The organism is Ancylobacter aquaticus, from assembly GCF_004339465.1.
GTDB classification, from domain to species: domain Bacteria; phylum Pseudomonadota; class Alphaproteobacteria; order Rhizobiales; family Xanthobacteraceae; genus Ancylobacter; species Ancylobacter aquaticus.
In genome coordinates, this window is record NZ_SMFY01000003.1 from 76,821 (window position 1) to 95,062 (window position 18,242).

16 protein-coding genes and 1 pseudogene are annotated in these 18,242 nt (G+C 69.0%); 9 read left to right on the forward strand and 8 right to left on the reverse strand.

Annotation, left to right across the window (positions count from 1 at the left end; translation table 11 throughout):
• Nucleotides 1–36: 36 nt before the first annotated feature.
• From fdxA to EV667_RS16470, 4 genes are all read right to left on the reverse strand, one after another.
• Nucleotides 37–372 carry a ferredoxin FdxA gene (gene fdxA / locus EV667_RS16455; protein WP_131836444.1) on the reverse strand — a complete coding sequence of 112 codons (336 nt, stop codon included), beginning with the start codon at nt 370–372 and terminating at the stop codon, nt 37–39.
• A gap of 102 nt (nt 373–474) precedes the next feature.
• Complete coding sequence (locus tag EV667_RS16460; protein WP_131836445.1) at nt 475–843, reverse strand: RNA-binding S4 domain-containing protein; 369 nt, start codon at nt 841–843, stop codon at nt 475–477.
• A gap of 3 nt (nt 844–846) precedes the next feature.
• Nucleotides 847–4,287: a helicase-related protein gene (locus tag EV667_RS16465; protein ID WP_165901633.1), complete on the reverse strand. Its 3,441-nt coding sequence runs from the start codon at nt 4,285–4,287 to the stop codon at nt 847–849.
• 139 nt (nt 4,288–4,426) lie between these two features.
• Nucleotides 4,427–5,269, reverse strand: a complete 843-nt coding sequence (locus tag EV667_RS16470) for a DUF3108 domain-containing protein (protein WP_131836446.1) — start codon at nt 5,267–5,269, stop codon at nt 4,427–4,429.
• A 690-nt stretch (nt 5,270–5,959) separates the two neighbouring features.
• On the opposite strand from EV667_RS16470, the gene rpmB reads away from it, so the two are divergent.
• Together rpmB and EV667_RS16480 are read left to right on the forward strand one after the other, a co-directional pair.
• A complete protein-coding gene (gene rpmB / locus EV667_RS16475; protein WP_131836447.1) occupies nt 5,960–6,268 on the forward strand; it encodes a 50S ribosomal protein L28 in 309 nt (102 codons plus the stop codon).
• Between the two features lie 7 nt (nt 6,269–6,275).
• On the forward strand, nt 6,276–6,902 hold the full coding sequence (locus EV667_RS16480) for a queuosine precursor transporter (RefSeq protein ID WP_131836448.1): 627 nt from the start codon (nt 6,276–6,278) through the stop codon (nt 6,900–6,902).
• A gap of 172 nt (nt 6,903–7,074) precedes the next feature.
• Here EV667_RS16480 and EV667_RS16485 read toward each other — a convergent pair whose 3' ends face one another.
• Together EV667_RS16485 and EV667_RS16490 are read right to left on the reverse strand one after the other, a co-directional pair.
• A complete protein-coding gene (locus EV667_RS16485) occupies nt 7,075–8,070 on the reverse strand; it encodes an esterase-like activity of phytase family protein (RefSeq protein ID WP_131836449.1) in 996 nt (331 codons plus the stop codon).
• 10 nt (nt 8,071–8,080) lie between these two features.
• The gene (locus EV667_RS16490) at nt 8,081–8,557 is read right to left on the reverse strand and encodes a cytochrome b (RefSeq protein WP_131836450.1); all 477 of its coding nucleotides are present in this window, start codon (nt 8,555–8,557) and stop codon (nt 8,081–8,083) included.
• Nucleotides 8,558–8,721: 164 nt separating this feature from the next.
• On the opposite strand from EV667_RS16490, the gene rutR reads away from it, so the two are divergent.
• Together rutR and EV667_RS16500 are read left to right on the forward strand one after the other, a co-directional pair.
• Complete coding sequence (rutR, locus tag EV667_RS16495; protein WP_131836451.1) at nt 8,722–9,474, forward strand: HTH-type transcriptional regulator RutR; 753 nt, start codon at nt 8,722–8,724, stop codon at nt 9,472–9,474.
• A 52-nt stretch (nt 9,475–9,526) separates the two neighbouring features.
• Nucleotides 9,527–10,174, forward strand: coding sequence for a DsbA family protein (locus EV667_RS16500; RefSeq protein ID WP_131836452.1), 648 nt, complete (start codon nt 9,527–9,529; stop codon nt 10,172–10,174).
• A gap of 231 nt (nt 10,175–10,405) precedes the next feature.
• Here the strand turns inward: EV667_RS16500 and EV667_RS23185 are convergent.
• Nucleotides 10,406–11,998: pseudogene (locus EV667_RS23185) on the reverse strand (bifunctional aminoglycoside phosphotransferase/ATP-binding protein); the annotation flags it as partial.
• On the opposite strand from EV667_RS23185, the gene EV667_RS16510 reads away from it, so the two are divergent.
• On the forward strand, nt 11,889–12,944 hold the full coding sequence (locus EV667_RS16510) for a threonine aldolase family protein (protein ID WP_131836453.1): 1,056 nt from the start codon (nt 11,889–11,891) through the stop codon (nt 12,942–12,944). The pseudogene EV667_RS23185 and the gene EV667_RS16510 sit on opposite strands and share 110 nt — an antisense overlap.
• 231 nt (nt 12,945–13,175) lie before the next feature.
• Here the strand turns inward: EV667_RS16510 and EV667_RS16515 are convergent, their stop codons facing one another.
• Nucleotides 13,176–14,561 carry an aminotransferase-like domain-containing protein gene (locus tag EV667_RS16515; RefSeq protein ID WP_131836454.1) on the reverse strand — a complete coding sequence of 462 codons (1,386 nt, stop codon included), beginning with the start codon at nt 14,559–14,561 and terminating at the stop codon, nt 13,176–13,178.
• Nucleotides 14,562–14,997: 436 nt separating this feature from the next.
• Here EV667_RS16515 and EV667_RS16520 point away from each other — a divergent pair, with 436 nt between their 5' ends.
• The 4 genes from EV667_RS16520 to EV667_RS16535 all read left to right on the forward strand — a co-directional run bounded on the left by EV667_RS16520 (nt 14,998) and on the right by EV667_RS16535 (nt 18,242).
• Nucleotides 14,998–15,480: an MSMEG_0572/Sll0783 family nitrogen starvation response protein gene (locus EV667_RS16520; protein ID WP_131836455.1), complete on the forward strand. Its 483-nt coding sequence runs from the start codon at nt 14,998–15,000 to the stop codon at nt 15,478–15,480.
• Nucleotides 15,481–15,551: 71 nt separating this feature from the next.
• On the forward strand, nt 15,552–16,628 hold the full coding sequence (locus EV667_RS16525; protein ID WP_131836456.1) for a Nit6803 family nitrilase: 1,077 nt from the start codon (nt 15,552–15,554) through the stop codon (nt 16,626–16,628).
• Nucleotides 16,546–17,688 carry an MSMEG_0568 family radical SAM protein gene (locus EV667_RS16530; protein ID WP_131836817.1) on the forward strand — a complete coding sequence of 381 codons (1,143 nt, stop codon included), beginning with the start codon at nt 16,546–16,548 and terminating at the stop codon, nt 17,686–17,688. Before EV667_RS16525 ends, EV667_RS16530 begins: the two co-directional genes overlap by 83 nt.
• Entirely contained in the window at nt 17,685–18,242 is a 558-nt protein-coding gene (locus EV667_RS16535; RefSeq protein WP_207907785.1) for an MSMEG_0567/Sll0786 family nitrogen starvation N-acetyltransferase, read from the forward strand. The genes EV667_RS16530 and EV667_RS16535 overlap by 4 nt, the downstream gene beginning before the upstream one ends.

Consider the following 18,242-nt stretch of genomic DNA (forward strand, 5'->3'; position numbering starts at 1 on the left):
GGGCGAGAAAGCGGGGCTGCCGCGAGGGCAGCCGGGTCAGTCCTGATTACCCGGTTCGGGGGAGAGATACTGTAGCTTGTCGGGCACACCGTCCCATTCCTTCGCGTCGGGCAAAGGGTCCTTGCGATCGGTGATGTTCGGCCAGATTTTGGCGTACTCGGCATTGAGCGTGAGCCATTTGTCGAGGCCCGGCTCGGTGTCCGGCTTGATCGCCTCGGCCGGGCATTCGGGCTCGCAGACGCCGCAATCAATGCACTCGTCCGGATGAATGACCAGGAAGTTCTCGCCCTGATAGAAGCAGTCCACCGGGCACACGGAGACGCAGTCGGTGTATTTGCACTTGATGCAATTATCCGTGACTACGTAGGTCATTGGTCCAGTCTCCGTGCGGGGCATGTGAATTAGGCGCGCAAGACGGCCCCGCAACGGCTCCCCTAGCGCACCTCCGGTAATGGCGCAACACACATCCCCGGCTCAGGACGCATGGCTGCCCGGCGCCGGCTCCGGCGCCACCTCCACATAGGTGGCGCGTGCCGCCGGCGCATCCCCCCTGCGGGCGACAAATCCGGCCACCCGCCACAGCCGCACCCGCGAATCGAGCGCGAGGGTCAGCACGTCGCCGAGCCGGACCGGGTGGCTTGGAGCGGTGATGCGCGCGCCGTTCAGCCGCACCCGCCCCGCCTTCACCAGCTGGGCCGCGGCGCTACGCGTTCGCACGCAGCGGGCATGGAACAGCCAGACATCAAGGCGCTGCCGGACCGGGCCGGCCTCCGCACCCCTATCCGCCGCCTCGACTCCCCCGCCGGCTCCGGGCGGGACAGGAGCCTCGCCGGCGCGGCGCACGGCTCAGCCGCCCTTCTTCTCCGCCTCCATGCGCGCCTTGAGGGCGAGCAGGGCGGCAAAGGGCGAATCCGGATCGACCGGCTTGTCGCGGCGGGGCTCGTTGCGCGATTCGTGGCGCGGTTCATGACGCGCGTCGGGCCGGGCGTGGCCGGCGCTGCGGTCCTGCCGCTCGGGACGCGGCGGGCGCGGACCCGAATGGCCCCGGTTCTCGTCGCGGCGCGGCTCGCGCTCGCCTTCCGCACGCTCGGGACGGCGCTCGCGCCGGTCCTCGCGAGGCGGACGACGGCCGCGCTCGCCCTCGGGCCGTTCGCGGCGGGCATCGGGTGCGGCGCCTTCAGCCGGCGCGGGCGTCTGCGGGGCCGAACGGTCCTGCGGCGCGCCGTCGCGCGGCTCGCGCGCGCCCTGGCCACCCCGGCGCGGCTGGTGCGCCGGGCGGTTCTGCCCGGGCGGCCGGCCCGGACGCCAGATCTCGATCATCGCCGGCTCGGCGGGCATCGCGGCAGGAGCATCGGCCGCCGCCTCGGCGCCCTCGGTCGGTGCATCGCCGGCGGGCGCGGCCTCGGCGTCCGTCGCAGCTTCCAGCGCCGGCTCGACGGTCTGGTCGAAGACCGGGTCGGTGAACACCTCGCCGCTGACGGCGGCGGCGTCCACGGCCAGAACCTCGCGCGGGGCCTCGATCTCGACGGGCGCCTCTTCCAGCGCCGGCTCGACCGTCTGGTCGAAGGCGACATCGGTGCCGACCGGAAGGTCCGCAGCGGCGGTTTCGGTTCCGGCGCTTTCGGCAACCGGCGTTTCGGCCATAACTGGTTCAGCCGACACGCTGTCGCCCGCAGGCGCCTGCGCCGTGCTGTCCTCGGTGGTGGTCGCCTCGGTGGTGGTCGCTTCAGCGGTCGTCGCTTCCGGCACGGAGGCCGCTACAGCGGGCGTCGCCGGGGCTTCGGGCACGGCCTCCACCGGCGCCGGGCGGCGTTCCATGCGGTAGCCGAGCGAGCGCAGGATCGAGGCGAAATCCTCGCCCGCGCAGCCGGCCAGCGAGGTCATGGCGACGGTGGCGATGAAGCCATTGCCGTCGAACGCCCCCGCCGGCTTCTCGCCGGGCGCATTGGGCCGCCACGCAAGCGCCGGGCGGATGAGGTCGGCGAGGCGCTCCAGAATGTCGACGCGCACCGCCCGCTCGCCCGCCACGCGGAACCCGACGGCGCGGTAGAGCCCCTTCTGGATTTCCGGGTCGACCGGGATCGAGGTGCGGCCGGAGGCGGCAAGGTGCGGGAGTTCGTCCAGCCCCTTCTGCTGCAGTCCGCCATGCTTGAGCGCCCAGAGCTGGGCGGCAAGGGCGCGCGGCGCCGGCTTGAGCAAGGTGGGAATGTAGATGTGGTGGGCACCGAAGCGCACGCCATGGCCGCGCAGCACCGCGCGGGCCTCCTGCGGCAGCGCCTTCATCTCCTCGGCCACGCGGTGGCGTTCCAGCACGCCGAGCGATTCGACCAGCTGGAAGGCGATGCCACGGGCGATGCCGGCCACGTCCTCGGCCTTGCCGAGGGCGATCAGCGCGCCGAGCAGCTTCTCGATATGAGCCTTGAGCCACAGCTCGATGCGGGCCTGCACGGCATCGCGCGCGGGTCCGGTCAGGTGCTCGTCGGCAATGACCTTGAGGCGGGGGGTGAGCACCTCCTCGCCGGGGATGAGCTTGGCCACCGGATCGCCGATCCAGCGCAGCGTGCCGTCGGTCGACAGCACGAAGGCATCGTCGGGCGCCTCCGAGAGGCGATTGGCCCGCGTCTCGATTTCGCCGGCCAGCGCCTTCTGCGCGGCGGCGCGCAACGCCTTGGCCTCCGGCCCGCCGGCGGAGGCATCCGCCGCGAACTGGAAACCGAGCAGATGCCCGATGACATGGCCTTCAACGACGACGTCGCCGGTCTTGGTGATTTCTGTTTCGAGCATCGCGTTCTCTCGCAGGCGTCTCATCAGCACGCTGGTCCGGCGATCAACGAAGCGGTGGGCGAGCCGCTCGTGAAGCGCATCGGAAAGCCGGTCCTCCACACGCCGCGTGACACCCTGCCAGTGTTCCGGGTCGTCGAGCCAATCCGGCCGGTTCGCTGCGAAGGTCAAGGTACGGACCTGCGCTATACGTCCCGACAGGGTGTCTATGTCACCTTCCGCTCGGTCCGCCAAGGCCACTTGTTTGCCAAACCACTCGGCGGAGAGCCTTCCGCGCCGCATCAGGTCGTCATAGACCGTCGCCACGAGGTCCGAATGCGAGGCCGGCGAGACCTTGCGGTAGTCCGGCAGCTGGCAGGCTTCCCACAGCCGCTCGATGGCCCCGGCGCTGGTGGCGAGGCGCCGGATCGCCGGATCGCCGGCCAGTCGTTCCAGCACCAGCACGTCGTCGGCGGTGGGCGCACGGGTCAGTCCCTCCTCGCGCGGCGGGATGGCGAGAGAGCGGTTGAGCGCTTCGATGGACGAGAAATCGAGCACGCTGTTGCGCCATTGCGCCATGCGGTGCGGCTCGAAGGCGTGGGCCTCCAGCCGCTCCACCATCTCGGCGTCGAAGGGGGTGCAGCGCCCGGTGGTGCCGAAGGTGCCGTCGCGCTGGGCGCGGCCGGCACGGCCGGCGATCTGCGCCATCTCGCCCGGGTTGAGCCGGCGGAACTGCCAGCCGTCGAATTTCGTGTCGCCGGCGAAGGCGACATGGTCGACATCGAGGTTCAGCCCCATGCCGATCGCGTCGGTGGCGACGAGATAATCCACGTCGCCATTCTGGTACATCGCCACCTGGGCGTTGCGGGTGCGCGGGGAGAGAGCGCCCAGCACCACCGCCGCCCCGCCCTGCTGGCGGCGGATCAGCTCGGCGATGGCGTAGACCTCGTCGGCGGAGAAGGCGACGATGGCCGAGCGGCGCGGCAGCCGGGTGATCTTCTTCTCGCCGGCAAAGGTGAGGTTCGACAGGCGCGGGCGCACCAGGATGTTGACGCCCGGCAGCAGCTTTTCCACCAGCGGGCGCATGGTGGCGGCGCCCAGCAGCAGCGTCTCCTCCCGTCCGCGCCGGTTCAGCAGCCGTTCGGTGAACACATGGCCCCGGTCGAGATCGGCCGAGATCTGGATTTCGTCCAGCGCCACGAAGGCGACATCGAGATCGCGCGGCATCGCTTCCACCGTGGCGACCCAGTAGCGCGGATTGTCCGGCTTGATCCGCTCCTCGCCGGTGATCAGCGCGACATTGTGCTCGCCGGCGCGCTCCACCAGCTTGCCATAGACCTCGCGGGCGAGCAGGCGCAGCGGCAGGCCGATCAGCCCCGAGGAATGGCCGAGCATGCGGTCGATGGCGAGGCTGGTCTTGCCGGTGTTGGTGGGGCCGAGCACAGCGGTGACGCCGCGCGCCCGCAGCGACGGCGGCAGGGGCTTGGCGGCAGGGCGCAGGGCGGCCGGCGGGGCGGCGATGTTCATGGAGGCGTTCAGCTGGAGCCGTTCGTGTGGGCGGGCCGGCGGGCGGTTCTTCTAGCACGCTGGGCCCGAAGGGGCACGCCGGATATGGGGCGCCTCGCCGCAATTGCCCGTCAGCCGGCGAAACTCACGCCGGGTCGCCTCAGGGCAACCCCGCCTTGGCCGGGGTGGAGCGGGTGCCGACCAGCGCCTTCGTCTCGAAGGCTTCCGCTTCCATTTGGGCGATGCCGATGGCCGTCGCCACCGAGGCGCGGAACGGCACCAGCACGCGGGTGCCCGCCACCGGCGCCAGCCACACGAACATGTCTTTGTTCTTCATCATGTATTTCACACCCGTCCGGCTCGGCTTGTGGCCGGAGACCGGGCGGTAGGCGATGCGGCAGACCACGGCCGGGCCGGCATAGCCCTTGTCGGCCTTCACCTGGTCGATGCGCTCGAAGCTCAGCGTGAGGTCGTAGCGCTGGCGGCCGTCGAAGATTTCGAGGGTGCGGTCGCACGCCTTGGCCGAGACCGGCTCCTCGGTGCCCGGCACCATCACCAGCGCCGCCGTCATCGGGTCGAAGATGCCCTTCTTGTCCTTGTCCGCCACCGGCACCCGGTCGGCGGAAGGAAATACCGGCGGCTCAACCCGCATGTCGGTGACGCCGGCGCCGTTCATCGCCAGCCGGATGGACTCGGTCTTCTTGTCGGATACCGCTTCCATGGCGAAGCTGCGCGGGGCGAGCGCGCCCCGGCCGACGAGGCCGCGCGCACCGGCCGTGCCCTTGCCGGAGGACACCGCCTGCACCACGCCGGTGAGCCGGCCACTGCCGGACGCGATATAGGAGCTATCGTCGACCTCGATCAGCAGCGCCGCGCGGCCGAGTTCCAGCCCGCCCAGCGACATGCGGTAGCGCGCCTCCAGCCGCCCGTCGGCAAAAGCGTCCGGGACCGTCGCGCCCGCGCCGGCAAGCGCCATTAAAGCCGTGAGGCACACCCGCATCATCAAGGCACATTCCCGAATCGTGCGACCCGCGGGCCGAAGCGTGAATCTATCCCTGTTTCGGATGTGTGGGGAAGGCGGCGGAACTGTGACTCGCGCCCTCACGAAGTCGCCATCGCCCCGACCTTACAGCGAAGAAGCGTCTTCGCGGTCGGGGGGCGGCATCCAGCGGATCACCCCCTAGCTGACTTGCCCCTACCAAAAAGACCCGTTTAGTCTTGCCGACAAACGGGGAGGCGGCCTTGTCTAGGAATCCCAAGCGTCCGGGCGACGCCCAACTAGGACGCGATGGTGCTGTTAAGCTCGAAGGCGCTGTCGTCGGCAAGTGGTGGAAGGACGACTATCGTTGGTATCATTTCGAGGAGAACCGAACGGGAGGCCTGCGCGTTTCTAGGTTCTTCCGGCATGAACTGATGTCGGCGATAGGGGAGGCTTTGAGCAACAAGAGATCGGGTGCGGACTCCAATTAATCTCCGGGAAACGTGGTCCAGCGCGAGGCAACTGCGGGACTAGAGATCATTCTCTTGCCCTCGACGCCGTTGAGACTCCGGTCATGATGGAGGGCGCCGGCCTTGACGGCACGGGGACCGGCCCTTATAGGAGCGCTCTCAATTTCCACGGATACCGGATGCGGGATCGTCGGGCGGACTATACGGCCTGCGACGCAACGGTTTTGATACAAGGAACTCCACGATGTCGCGTCGGTGCGAACTTACCGGGAAGGCGGTTCTGTCCGGCAATCGCGTGAGCCATTCCAACCGCAAGACCCGTCGGCGCTTTCTGCCGAACCTGGTGAACGTCACGCTCACCAGCGACTTGCTGAAGCGGTCGGTGAAGCTGCGCGTGAGCGCCAATGCCCTGAAGACGGTCGACCATCGCGGGGGCCTCGATGCCTTCCTGATGAAGGCCCGCAGCGAAGAGCTGTCGCCGAAGGCTGCCGAGCTCAAGCGCGCCGTCGCCAAGGCGACCGTTGCCGTGACGAGCGACGCCGTCGCCGCCTGAGCGAGCGATGAGCGCCGCCGGCACCCGCATCCCGTTCACGCGGCTCGCCATTCCCGTCATCGCCATGATGGCGGTGGTGGCGGCCTCGAACGTGCTTGTCCAGCATCCGGTCGAGCAGCTTGGCCTCCAGGATTTCCTCACCTGGGGCGCTTTCACCTATCCGCTGGCCTTTCTGGTCAATGACCTGACCAACCGACGCTTCGGCCCTGCTGGCGCGCGGCGCGTGGTCTATGCCGGCTTCGCGCTGGCGGTACTGCTGTCGATCTGGCTGGCGACGCCGCGCATCGCGCTGGCCTCCGGCACGGCGTTCCTGTTCGGCCAGCTCCTCGATATCGGCGTGTTCAATCGCCTGCGCCGGCTGAGCTGGTGGCATGCGCCGCTCGCCGGCAGCGTGATAGGCTCGGCCGTCGACACGGCGCTGTTCTTCTCCCTCGCCTTTGCCGGCGATGCGGACATGTCCTTCCCCGTCACCTATGCCTCCACCGGCATCACCGTGCCGCTGTGGATGGGGCTGGCCTATTTCGATTTCCTGGTGAAGCTCGGCTTCGCGCTCCTCGCGCTCATCCCCTATGGCGCGCTGATGGGCTGGCTAAAGCCCTGGTCCGGCGCCCCGGCCGACGGCGCCGCGCGCTAGAGTGCGATCCGATCAGATTGAACCAATCTGATCGGTAAATCGCCCTCTAACTCTAGGATAGAGAACGCGTAATCCGATCGGCTTGCGATGCAAGCTGATCGGCGCGTGCTCTAGAGAACGCGCTGTCCGATCCATTCGACCCGGATCGCACCCAGAGCCCTCTTCCTCTCCCTCACTCGATCAGCGCGAAGCGCAGCAGCAGCGTGCGCTGGAGCGGGGAGAAATTGTCGTCGGAAATGAGGGTCAGGATCAGCTCGCCCGCGCCGTTGCGGTGCAGCGCCAGCCCTTCCATGTTGTCGATGGCGGCCAGCCGGTTGACGGTGAGCAGCATGTCGCCCTCGATCACCGCCCCGGGGGTGATCGCGCTAAGCGGAAAGCGCCTCAGGCGCAGCGCCACCCCGCGTAAAAAATCGAACCGGCGCTCCAGTAAATACACCATGCCGTCATCGGCCAGCACCGCATCGGTGGCGGAAAACTCGTCCATCCGCCGCACGGTGAAGCGTCCCACGGGCTTGGGCGCGCCGAGCGGGGCGAACAGGAAGCCGGGCAGGGCGGCCGGATCGTCCGGGCTTTCCTCGGCGATGACGATTACCGCCGCCGGCGCGCCGCCGGGCGGGGCCAGCATCGCCTCGGGACCCTGATTGCCGCCAAGCCGCGACAAAGCGGGGTCGGAAACCAGCTTGGTACCAAAGGCGTTTAGCGGGTCGGGCCCCGGAAACAGCCAGATCTCCTGCGCCCCTTCGATGCCGACAAGGACGCCCGAGGGCACGCGGACCAGCGATTCGACGTCGCCGCGCCCCTGCCCCGCCAGAGCCTTGCCATTGCTGGCCATCATCGGCGCCATGCGGGCATCGGTGATGCCGACCGGACGGTCGCCCTCGCTGGCGATGCGGCCGGTGAGCCACCACCCTTTGTCGGTGACGGCCAGAAACTCCTCGCCCTTCGCATCCAGCACGAGGCCGGACAGGCCGCCGAAGGTCGAAGAGGGCGAGGACAGCACCAGTCCGCCACGAAATTCCAGCGGGCCGAAGCGCCGCGCCCCGCCGGCATCGAACCGCTCGATCGGCGTCGCCTGTATCGTGACGGGCTGAGCCTGTGCTGGCGAAAGCGGCAGGAGGAAAGCAAGGGCGAGAAACGGCAGCACGCGGCGGATGGCGGACCCGGGCATCGACACGCCCTCAGCGCCGGGCCGGCAGCATGCGCAGGATCAACCCGTCCCGCCGCACGAAATGGTGCCACAGCGCCGCCGCCACATGCAGCGCGACGATGGCGGCGATCACATAGGCCAGCGCCACATGGACCCGGCCGGTCCAGCCCAGCGCCTTGCCGAAGGCGGTGATCGTCACCGCGCCGAGGATCGGCTGCACCAGGATGAGCACATAGAGCAGGCCGTGCGTCGCCCGCGCCGCGATCTCGGTCGGGCGGCCCATGCCGGGGGGCAGGGGGGGCGCCGGGTGGCGCAGCCGCCAGCCGATGCGCGCGCTCGCCAGCGCCAGAATGAGGTAGCCGGCATAGATATGCACATTGAACAGGTAGAAGCGCGGCCCCGATCCCCGCTCGAAATAGCCCCAGCTCCAGCCCGTGGTGAACTGCACCAGCACCAGCGCCGCCACCAGCCAGTGCAGCAGGCGGGAGGTCCGGTCATATGTCGCCATCGTCGATGTCTCTCGCAGGGTCTCGTGCACGGTCTCTCGCAACGTCTCTTGCAGGTGCTTGCCGGGGCGCGCCACCGGCCGAATCGACGCGGCGGCGCGCTGCATATTGCGGCGGCTTTCCTTTCCGTGCCATGTCAGGTCACGGGTCAAGGCGGGAGCTTTTGTTGACAGCCGCGCGTTCCACCATTCCTCCGCTCCGCCGCACGGCCCGGCCGGCGGCCGCGCGCGCCGCGGACCCGGCCGGTTCGCGCCCCGGACCCTCCGGCGCTGAAACCACGCGCACCGAAACCACGCGCACCAAAACGCCCCATCGCCTGCGCCGCATCGCCGAGAAGCGCAACGCCATCCTCGACGCGGCGCTGTCGCTGTTCTCGCGCCACGGGCTGCACGGCACCACGGTGGAGCAGATCGCCCGCACGGCCGCCGTGTCGAAGACCAATCTGTTCTATTATTTCGCCTCCAAGGAAGAGGTTTATGTCGGGGTGCTGAGCCGGCTTCTCGATCAATGGCTGGACCCGCTGCGCGCGCTGGAGGTGGAGACCGACCCGATCGAGGGCATCCGCGCCTATATCAGCCGCAAGATCCGCTTCTCGCGCACCCATCCGGAAGCCTCGCGCCTGTTCTGCCTGGAGGTGGTGCAGGGCGCGCCGCTGCTGCGCCATGAGCTGGAAACCGCACTGAAGCAGCTGGTCGACGCCAAGACCGAGGTGATCGGCGGCTGGATCGCGGCGGGCAAGCTGGCGCCCATCGATCCGCATCACCTTATCTTCGCCCTCTGGGCGACGACGCAGCATTATGCCGACTTCGCGCCGCAGATCGACGCCCTGCTCGGCAGGGGACTGGACGAGGACGCATTTGTCGAAGAGGCTACGCGCAACGTGCAGCGCCTCATCCTCGATGGGCTGCGCCCGCGATGAAGCCTCCCGGACGCGCCTCCGTCGGGCGCGGCACAGGCAAAAGGACGTTCCGATGAAGCGCCGCGCGCTGCTCCTCACCGCCGCCGGCGCCATGCTCGGCGCCTCGCTTCCGGCAATTGCCGCGACGCCGGACGTGTCCCCGCCGGCCGGCGCGGCCAAGCCGCTCGATGTCGACGCCCTGCTGCACGACCCGCAAACCCCGACCTTCGGCAACGCCAAGGGCGATGTCACCATCGTCGCCTTCTTCGACTATAATTGCGGGTATTGCCGCAAATCCCTGCCGGAGCTGGAGCGTCTGGTGAACGAGGATGGCAAGATCCGCCTCGTCTACAAGGACTGGCCGATCCTGGCGGAATCCTCCGTGGTCGCCGCCCAGCTCGCCTTGGCCGCGAACTACCAGGACAAATACGTCCTCGCCCACAAGACCCTGATGAACCTGCCCGGCAAATCCTCCACCGAGCGCATGAGCGAAGCGCTGGCCGATGCCGGCATCGACCGGGCGAAGCTGGCCAAGGACCTCAAGGCCCATGCCGGCGACATCGGCGCGCTTCTCAAGCGCAATAACGAGCAGGCCGAGGCCCTCGGCCTGCCGGGCACGCCGGTCTATCTGGTCGGCCCGTTCAAGGTCGCCGCCGCGCTCGACTATCAGGGCTTCAAGGACGTGGTCGACGACGCCCGCGCCCGCGCGGCGGAAAAGTAGCGCTCGGAAACAGCCCTCACCCCTCCAGCAGCGCGCTCGCCCGCGCCAGCACCTCGGCTGGTGATGGTGACGTGTCCAGCCGCACCCAGTCGAGCGGGCCGGCCTCGCGCCCGGCCTGCCAGCGCACCACTTCCGCCGTGGCGTCGGAGGCGTCGCCCCGCCGCGCCGCCCCCGCCCGGTGAGCGACTCGACCGGCGCCTCCAGCCACAGGCCGAGGAAATCCACCCCGCCTTCATGGGCGAGCGCGGCGATGTCGGCACGCTCGTCCGGCCGCTGGTGCACGCCGTCGACGATGACGCCATGGCCGGCGGCAAGGATCGCCTCCGCCCGCGCCCGCAGCGTGGCATAGACCGCCTGCGTCGCCTCCATCGAATAGGCCTCCTGCGGCAGGCGCTCCAGCTCCGGCGTGCCGTTGAGGCGCTTGCGCTCGATATCCGAGCGCAGATGCACCGCGCCGGGCAGCGGGCCGACGCGCGGCGCCAGCGCGGCCGCCAGCGTGCTCTTGCCGGAGCCGGACAGCCCGCCCACCGCCACCAGCTTAACCGGGCGCGGGACCAGCGCCCCCTGCGCGAAGGCGAGATAGGCGCACGCCTCCTCGGCCATCGCCGCGCGCGCCGCGCCGGTGCGCTGGGCTGCCGCCGCAGCGCTCACCTGCGCCCGTATCGCCGCCCGCAAGGCGAGGAACAGCGGCAGCGCCGCCAGCCCGTCATAGGGCGGGGCGTCGCCACAGGCGATAAGGTAGCGGTTGAGCAGCAGATTGGCCTCGAAGGCGCGCCCGCGCAGCGCGAGGTCCATGATGAGGAAGGCGAGATCGTAGAGCCGGTCGATGCTGGCCAGTGCCTCGTCGAATTCCAGCGCGTCGAACAGCACCGGCGCCCCGTCTATGAGCGCGATGTTTCGCAGATGCAGGTCGCCATGGCAGCGCCGCACCTCGCCGGCCGCCGCCCGGCGCGCCAGCAGCGGCTCCAGCCGGTCGAAGGCCTCAAGGAAGGCCGCCTCCAGCGCCGACACCGCCGCGGGGGAGAGCATCTCCGGCGCCTCGCGCAGCCCGGCGACGACATTGCGCGCCACCGCCCGCAATTCCCGGCCGGAGGTGCCCGCAACAACTGGCGCGTGGCGGTGAGCGCGCTCCACGGCTTCCGCCAGCGCCGTGACCAGCGGCGGCGTGAGCCCGTTGCCTTCCGCGCCCGCGCGCGCCATCACTTGGTCGAGCGTGGCGTTTTCGTCGAAGCGGCGCATATGCACCGCCCATTCCACCACGTCGCCCTCACCCCCCAGATGCAGCTGCCCCTGCCACCGGACGATGGGTGTGAGGCCGAGATAAAGCTCGGGCGCGGTGGCGCGGTTCAGCTCCACTTCGCGGGCGCAGGCCCGCCGGCGCTTTTCCAGCGTGGAGAAATCCATGAAGGAGAAGCGCACCGCGCGCTTGACCTTGTAGACATCGGCGCCGGCGAGAAACACCACCGCGCCATGGGTATCGATGCGGCTTATGTCGTCGCGTACACCGTAGGTGGCGGGGTCGGCGAGCAGGGCGAACACCGCTTCCTGGTCGGCGACAACATGGTCACTGGCACTCATGTCCGCATCTAAGCCCGCCGCGCCGGCCCGCGCCATCCGGCAAGTGACGCAGGGAACGCCTCCCGCGCGCACTTGACAATGGGGGGTGCGCCGGTGTCGCCCTTGGGGTCTGCGCCGCGCATCATCAGGACCCGCCGTGACCGACACCGCCCCCTCCGCCCGCCCGCCCGGTTTCGGCAGCGACAATGTCGCCGGAATTTCCCCCGCCATCCTCAAAGCGCTCGCCGCCACCAATGAGGGCGCCATGCCCTCCTATGGCGCCGACGAGGTGTCCACCCGCGTAGAGGCCCGTCTCAGCGCCCTGTTCGAGCGCGAGGTGTCGGTGCTACTGGTCTCCACCGGCACCGCCGCCAATGCGCTGGCGCTCAGCGTGCTCACCCCGCCCTGGGGCGCGGTGCTGTGCCATGCAGACAGCCATATCGAGAATGACGAATGCGGCGCGCCGGAATTCTTCACCGGCGGCGCCAAGCTGGTGCATGTGCCCGGCGCGGGCGCAAAGATCGACCCTGCCGCGCTTGGGGAAGCCGCCCGCCGCAACCGGGGCGACGTGCATTGCGTGCAGCCTTCCTGCGTTTCCATCACCCAGGCGAGCGAGCTCGGCACGCTCTATTCGCTGGAGGAGACCGCCGCCATCGGCACGGTCTGCCGCGATGCCGGCCTGCCCTTGCACATGGACGGCTCGCGCTTCGCCAATGCGGTGGCGGCGCTCGGCGCGAGCCCGGCGGAGATGACGTGGAAGGCCGGGGTCGACATCCTCTCCTTTGGCGCCACCAAGAACGGCGCCATGGGGGTGGAGGCCATCGTGCTGTTCGATCCCGCGCGGGCCGGCGAACTCGCCTTCCGCCGCAAGCGCGGCGGGCACCTTTCCTCCAAGATGCGGTTCCTGGCCGCGCAGATGGACGCCTATCTCGCCGATGACCTCTGGCTGACCAATGCCCGCCACGCCAACGCGATGGCGGCGCGGCTGCGTGATGGGCTGGACGGCATGGCCGGGGTGGAGATTCAGGGCGTGATCGAGGCCAACATGCTGTTCGCCCGGCTGCCCGCCCCCATGTGCGAGGGCCTGCTGGCGCAGGGCTTCCGCTTCTACACCGAGCGCTGGGGCGAGGGCGTGGTGCGCCTCGTCACCTCCTTCGCCACGGCGGAGGCCGATGTCGACCGGCTCATCGGCGCGGCGCGGGCGCTGGCGTGAGGGGCGCGTACTTCGAGGCCAGCTTTGCTCTTGCCTCATGACGGCAACGAAAAAGAGCCGAAGGGTTTTTGCGTTGGGTCCCGGATCGGCGCCGCGGTTTGCGCAGCTTGTGCGGGAAATAGAGACACTTGTGTCCCGGACCAGCGGAGGCGAAGCCGGAGTGCCGATCCGGGACCCAGCGCGAGAGAGTTCGGCCAACTCCTCTTCGGCGAACCCTTCTGCGCCACTCGCTCACATCACCGAGGACACCACTTCCGGCGACTCCTCCAGCGCATGGGCCATGAAGTCCAGCGCCGAGCGGATCTGGGCGCGGGTGGCGGGGCCGCCGAGGCACACCCGCACCGCCTCGATCGCCGGCCCTGTCGCGGTGAAGGCGTCGCTCGCCACCACGCCGATGCCGGTGGAGCGCATATGGCCGACAAAGGCCGAGCGGGTCCACGGCGCGGGCAACTCGATCCAGAGATTGAAGCTGAGCGGGTCGGCGCGGAAGCTACCCGCAGGCAGGATCTCGCTCGCCAGCGCCTGTCGCGCGGCGGATTCGGTGCGGATAAAGCGCAGCAGCGTGTCGGCGGTGCCGTCCTCGATCCAGCGCGTCGCCAGCGCCGTGGTGAGCGGCGAGGCCATCACATTGGCGGTGCGCAGCGCGCTGGCGAAAGGATAGCCCGCGCGGGCTTCGGGAGCGACGACATAGGCGGCGCGCAGCCCGGCGCCGATGCATTTGGCCAGCCCCGCTATGTGCCAGGTCAGGTCCGGCGCGATGGCCGCCAGGGGCGGCGGTCCATGCGGGGGCACGAAGCCATAGGCGTCATCCTCGACGATCGGCACGCCGAAGCGTCGCGCCACCTTGGCGATCGCCTCGCGCCGCTCCTCGGGAATGGTCAGCGTGGTCGGGTTCTGCAGCGTCGGGTTGAGGTACAGCGCCTTCGGTGCCATGTCGCGACAGGCAGCCGCGAAGGCGTCGGGGTCGATGCCGTCAAGGTCCATCGGCAGGCCATGCAACTTGATGCCGAGCTGGGCGGCGATGGCGCGCACCCCGGGATAGGTGATGGCCTCGCAGAGTATCGTGTCGCCGGGGCGCGCCAACAGGCCGAAAATGCCGAGCAGTGCGGGATGTGCGCCCGGCGTCACGAAGATGCGTTCCTGCGCCGGCACCAGCGCCCGCCGGCCGAGCCAAGACGACGCCGCGTCCTTGTCCGCCGATGTACCGCCGAAACCCTGGTAGCGCAGCAGCGCCACCAGATCGCGCGCCACTTCGGCCAGCCCGTCCTGCATGCGCTCGATCAGCGCCGGGTCGTCCGGCTCGGGCGGCAGGTTCATCGAGAGATCGACCGTTCCCGGGCGGGTGGCGCTGGCGGCCCGTGTCTTCGGGCGCGGCGCGCCGGTGACGAAGGTGCCTTGCCCGACGCGCGATTCGACCAGGCCGCGCTTCTGCGCCTCGACATAGCCGCGCGCCACGGTGGTGAAGTCGATGTCGAGCCGGGCCGCGAGCTTCCTCTGCGGCGGCAATCGGTCGCCCACCGCCAGCCGGCCGGCGCGGATGTCCTCGCCGATCAGGTCGGCAATGGCGAGATAACGCGGTTTGTCGGAGCGGGTGAGGTCGGGAATCCAGTCGGCCATCGGTTCGTCACTTTGCTTGTCGTCATCCCGGGCGTGCGTCGACCGATCCAGGATCGTCTGTCGGAGCTTATCGCGATCCCGGCTCTCGCGGCGCGTGGCCCGGATGACGGCGCCCACCATAGCCCATCGTAATTGACTGTATAATGTTGCAGAGGTGGCGTGTCACCACTGGTCCACAACTTGCTGCGTAAGTCGTGTACCGGATCGACCTTTGCTGCATGCGCAGGAAGCGGGCACTTTCCCGCCGTTTCTCTAAGCGTCCGCCCGTTAACTCGCCAAACCGGATCGCTCTGAATTTGTCTAATTGAATGTATTATTGTATGTAATTTGATTGTTTTGATGATTCTTTTTGCATTCTGTCAATTGGCACATTGATTGCAATCCTATCTGGCGTACCCGGCGCAGAGCCGGTCCCTCATCAGCCAAGGAGAGCGACATGGCCACCCTCACCGTGCCGGCCCACCAGAAGGGCGACGTGCTCGTCGACTATGAAGACAAGAAGTTCGAGGACGTAAAGGCCGCCCCGGGCGAGAAGGCGCTCGTCACCTTCCACACCGTCGCCTTCGAGGGCTCGATTGGCCTCGTGAACCTTCTCCAGGCCTCCCGCCTGATCCAGAAGGGGTTCGAGACCTCGGTGCTGCTCTATGGCCCCGGCGTCACGCTCGGCGTGCAGCGGGGCTTTCCCAAGCTCGGCGACGAGGCCTTTCCCGGCCATCTCAACTTCAACAACCGCATCGAGAAGATCCTGAACGATGGCGGCAAGGTCTATGCCTGCCGTTTCGCCCTGCAGGCGCTGTACGGCCATGGCGAGGGCGCGCTGATCCCCGGCATCGTCCCGGTCAGCCCGCTGGACGTGCTCGACATCATCCTGCTCCACCGCCGCGACAACGCCTTCATCCTCGACACCTGGACGCTGTGACGCGTCTGCGCCCTCCCGGATCGGCGGCGGTGCCGTCGTCCGGGAGGGCGGATGAACGGAGGAAGGCCGCGATGGCCAACGACAAGACTTCAGACAAGCGCGTCGTCCGCGCCGCCGCGGTGCAGATCGCCCCTTCCCTCGACAGCCTGGAGGGCACGCTCACCCGCGTGCTCGCCGCGCTGGAGGAGGCGGCGGGCAAGGGCGCGCAGCTCGTGGTGTTCCCCGAGACGTTTTTGCCCTGGTACCCCTATTTCTCCTTCGTGCTGCCCCCCGTGCTCACCGGGGCGGAGCATCTGCGGCTCTATGACAACGCGGTCGTCGTGCCCGGCCCGGTGACGGAGGCGGTCAGCGCGAGCGCCCGCCGGCTCGGCGTCGTGGTGGTGCTGGGGGTGAACGAGCGCGACCACGGCTCGCTCTACAATGCCCAGCTCATTTTTGATGCCGACGGCACGCTCACGCTCAAGCGTCGCAAAATCACCCCCACCTTCCACGAGCGGATGATCTGGGGGCAGGGCGACGGCGCCGGGCTGAAGGTGGTGGACACGGCGGTCGGCCGCGTCGGCGCGCTCGCCTGCTGGGAGCACTACAACCCGCTCGCCCGCTATGCGCTGATGGCGCAGCACGAGGAAATCCACGTCGCCCAGTTCCCCGGCTCGTTGGTGGGGCCAATCTTCGCCGAGCAGATCGAGGTGACGATCCGCCACCACGCGCTCGAATCGGGCTGCTTCGTGGTCAACGCCACCGGCTGGCTCACCGAGGAGCAGATCGCCCGCATCTGCCCTGAGGAGAAGCTGCGCCGCACGCTCACCGGCGGGTGCATGAGCGCGATCATCTCGCCCGAGGGCAGCCATGTCGTGCCCCCGCTCACGACAGGCGAGGGCATCCTGATCGCCGATCTCGACTTGGCGCTCATCACCAAGCGCAAGCGGATGATGGATTCGGTCGGCCACTACGCCCGGCCGGAACTGCTCAGCCTTCACCACGACACCCGCCCGGCCGTGCCCGTCCACACCCATGCCGGGGCCACCTTCCCCGTCCAGACAGGGAGCGTTTGCGATGAAGCCGATGGATCTGGCGACCGAATTGCGGCCGCTGCCGACGGAACAGCTGATCAACGAATTGCAGTCCTACGGGGTGCGGCTGGTTGATCCCCGCGCCGGCGCCGATTCGCGCCGGGGCGGGGCCGGGCCTTCCGACCACAAGGCGATGACGCTGGACGGCATGACGGTGATGGTCCCCGTCCACACCGCGCCGGCCTTCGAGAGCCCCTATCTCGTCGAGAAGCCGGACGCCTTCGGCCGCAGCCGCATCAGCCGCGACGGGCTGGTGCTCGGCGAAGTCTCGTTTCCGCTGCAGCCGAAATTCTACGGGCTGAGCACAGCGGACGGCATTCCCTATTCCAAGATCGCCGTGCTGCACGGACGCGACGTGCTGGCGACCACGGTGCTGCAAAGCTGCATCCGCTACCAGAGCCGCACCAAGACCTGCCAGTTCTGCGCCATCGGCCAGTCGCTGGCGGCGGGCCGCACCATCGAGCGCAAGACCCCGGCGCAACTCGCGGAAGTCGCCAAGGCCGCCGTCGAACTCGACGGGGTGAAGCACATGGTGATGACGACAGGCACCCCGCCCGGCAAGGACCGTGGCGCGGCCCTCCTCACCGAGAGCGCGCGGGCGGTGAAGGGCGCGGTCAACCTTCCCATTCAGGTGCAGTGCGAGCCGCCGGACGACGACGCCTGGTTCGCCCGCATGTTTGAGGCCGGCGCCGACGCGCTCGGCATGCATCTGGAAGCCTGCACCGAGGCGGTGCGCCATTCCATCATGCCCGGCAAGGCGCAGGTGTCGGTGGAACGCTACTTCTCAGCGTTCGCCGCCGCCGTGCCGGTGTTCGGGCGCGGGCAGGTCTCCACCTACATCCTCGCCGGGCTCGGCGACACCCGCGAGGACATCCTGTCCGTCTGCGATCGGCTCACACGGATGGGCGTCTATCCCTTCGTCGTGCCCTTCGTTCCGATTTCCGGCACGCCGCTGGAAAGCCACCCCACCCCGTCTCCCGCCTTCATGAACTCCATTCTCGGCCCGCTCTCGGGCATGCTGCTGGCCACCGGGTTGAAGTCCATCGACGTCAAGGCCGGCTGCGCCAGATGCGGCGCCTGCTCGGCGCTGTCCACCTATGAGCGGCGCCAGGGTGCGGCGGGAGGTTGCGCATGATGTACGGCACCTTCCGCCCCTTCCTCGCCGCCGACTTCCAGGTGAAGTTCGCCACCGCCACATGGGAGAAGCGCGGCGCCGCGCGGCTGCGCCACGAGGTGTTCTGCGACGAGCAGGGCCTGTTCGCCGGGGACGACCGCGACGCGATCGACGAGGCCGCCATTCCCCTTGTCGCCGTCTCGCTGCTCGGCGTGCTGGCCGACGATGTCGTTGGCACGGTCCGCATCCACGAGGAGGAGCCTGGCCTGTGGTGGGGCTCGCGCCTCGCCGTGGCGCCGGATTATCGCAAGGTCGGGGCGCTCGGGGCGGCGCTCATCCGCCTCGCCGTCTCCTCCGCCCATGCGCGCGGCTGCACCCGCTTCCTCGCCCATGTGCAGGCCCAGAACGCCCTGCTGTTCCGCCGTCTGCACTGGAACATTGTCGAGGAGAAGCAACTGCACAGCCGCCCCCATTTACTCATGCAGGCGGACCTCGCCTTCTACCCGCCGCTGCTCGACGCCGAGACCGGCTTCCGCGCGCCTTCCCGCGGTTCGACACTGCGAAAGGCCGCGTGA

Coding starts and splice junctions, on each gene's coding strand:
- EV667_RS16515 (WP_131836454.1), bottom strand. CDS start 14,561: ATGGCCGACTGGATTCCCGACCTCACCCGCTCCGACAAACCGCGTTAT.
- EV667_RS16520 (WP_131836455.1), top strand. CDS start 14,998: ATGGCCACCCTCACCGTGCCGGCCCACCAGAAGGGCGACGTGCTCGTC.
- EV667_RS16535 (WP_207907785.1), top strand. CDS start 17,685: ATGATGTACGGCACCTTCCGCCCCTTCCTCGCCGCCGACTTCCAGGTG.
- EV667_RS16500 (WP_131836452.1), top strand. CDS start 9,527: ATGAAGCGCCGCGCGCTGCTCCTCACCGCCGCCGGCGCCATGCTCGGC.
- EV667_RS16530 (WP_131836817.1), top strand. CDS start 16,546: ATGGATCTGGCGACCGAATTGCGGCCGCTGCCGACGGAACAGCTGATC.
- EV667_RS16465 (WP_165901633.1), bottom strand. CDS start 4,287: ATGAACATCGCCGCCCCGCCGGCCGCCCTGCGCCCTGCCGCCAAGCCC.
- EV667_RS16525 (WP_131836456.1), top strand. CDS start 15,552: ATGGCCAACGACAAGACTTCAGACAAGCGCGTCGTCCGCGCCGCCGCG.
- EV667_RS16470 (WP_131836446.1), bottom strand. CDS start 5,269: ATGATGCGGGTGTGCCTCACGGCTTTAATGGCGCTTGCCGGCGCGGGC.
- EV667_RS16490 (WP_131836450.1), bottom strand. CDS start 8,557: ATGGCGACATATGACCGGACCTCCCGCCTGCTGCACTGGCTGGTGGCG.
- EV667_RS16485 (WP_131836449.1), bottom strand. CDS start 8,070: ATGCCCGGGTCCGCCATCCGCCGCGTGCTGCCGTTTCTCGCCCTTGCT.
- rpmB (WP_131836447.1), top strand. CDS start 5,960: ATGTCGCGTCGGTGCGAACTTACCGGGAAGGCGGTTCTGTCCGGCAAT.
- fdxA (WP_131836444.1), bottom strand. CDS start 372: ATGACCTACGTAGTCACGGATAATTGCATCAAGTGCAAATACACCGAC.
- EV667_RS16480 (WP_131836448.1), top strand. CDS start 6,276: ATGAGCGCCGCCGGCACCCGCATCCCGTTCACGCGGCTCGCCATTCCC.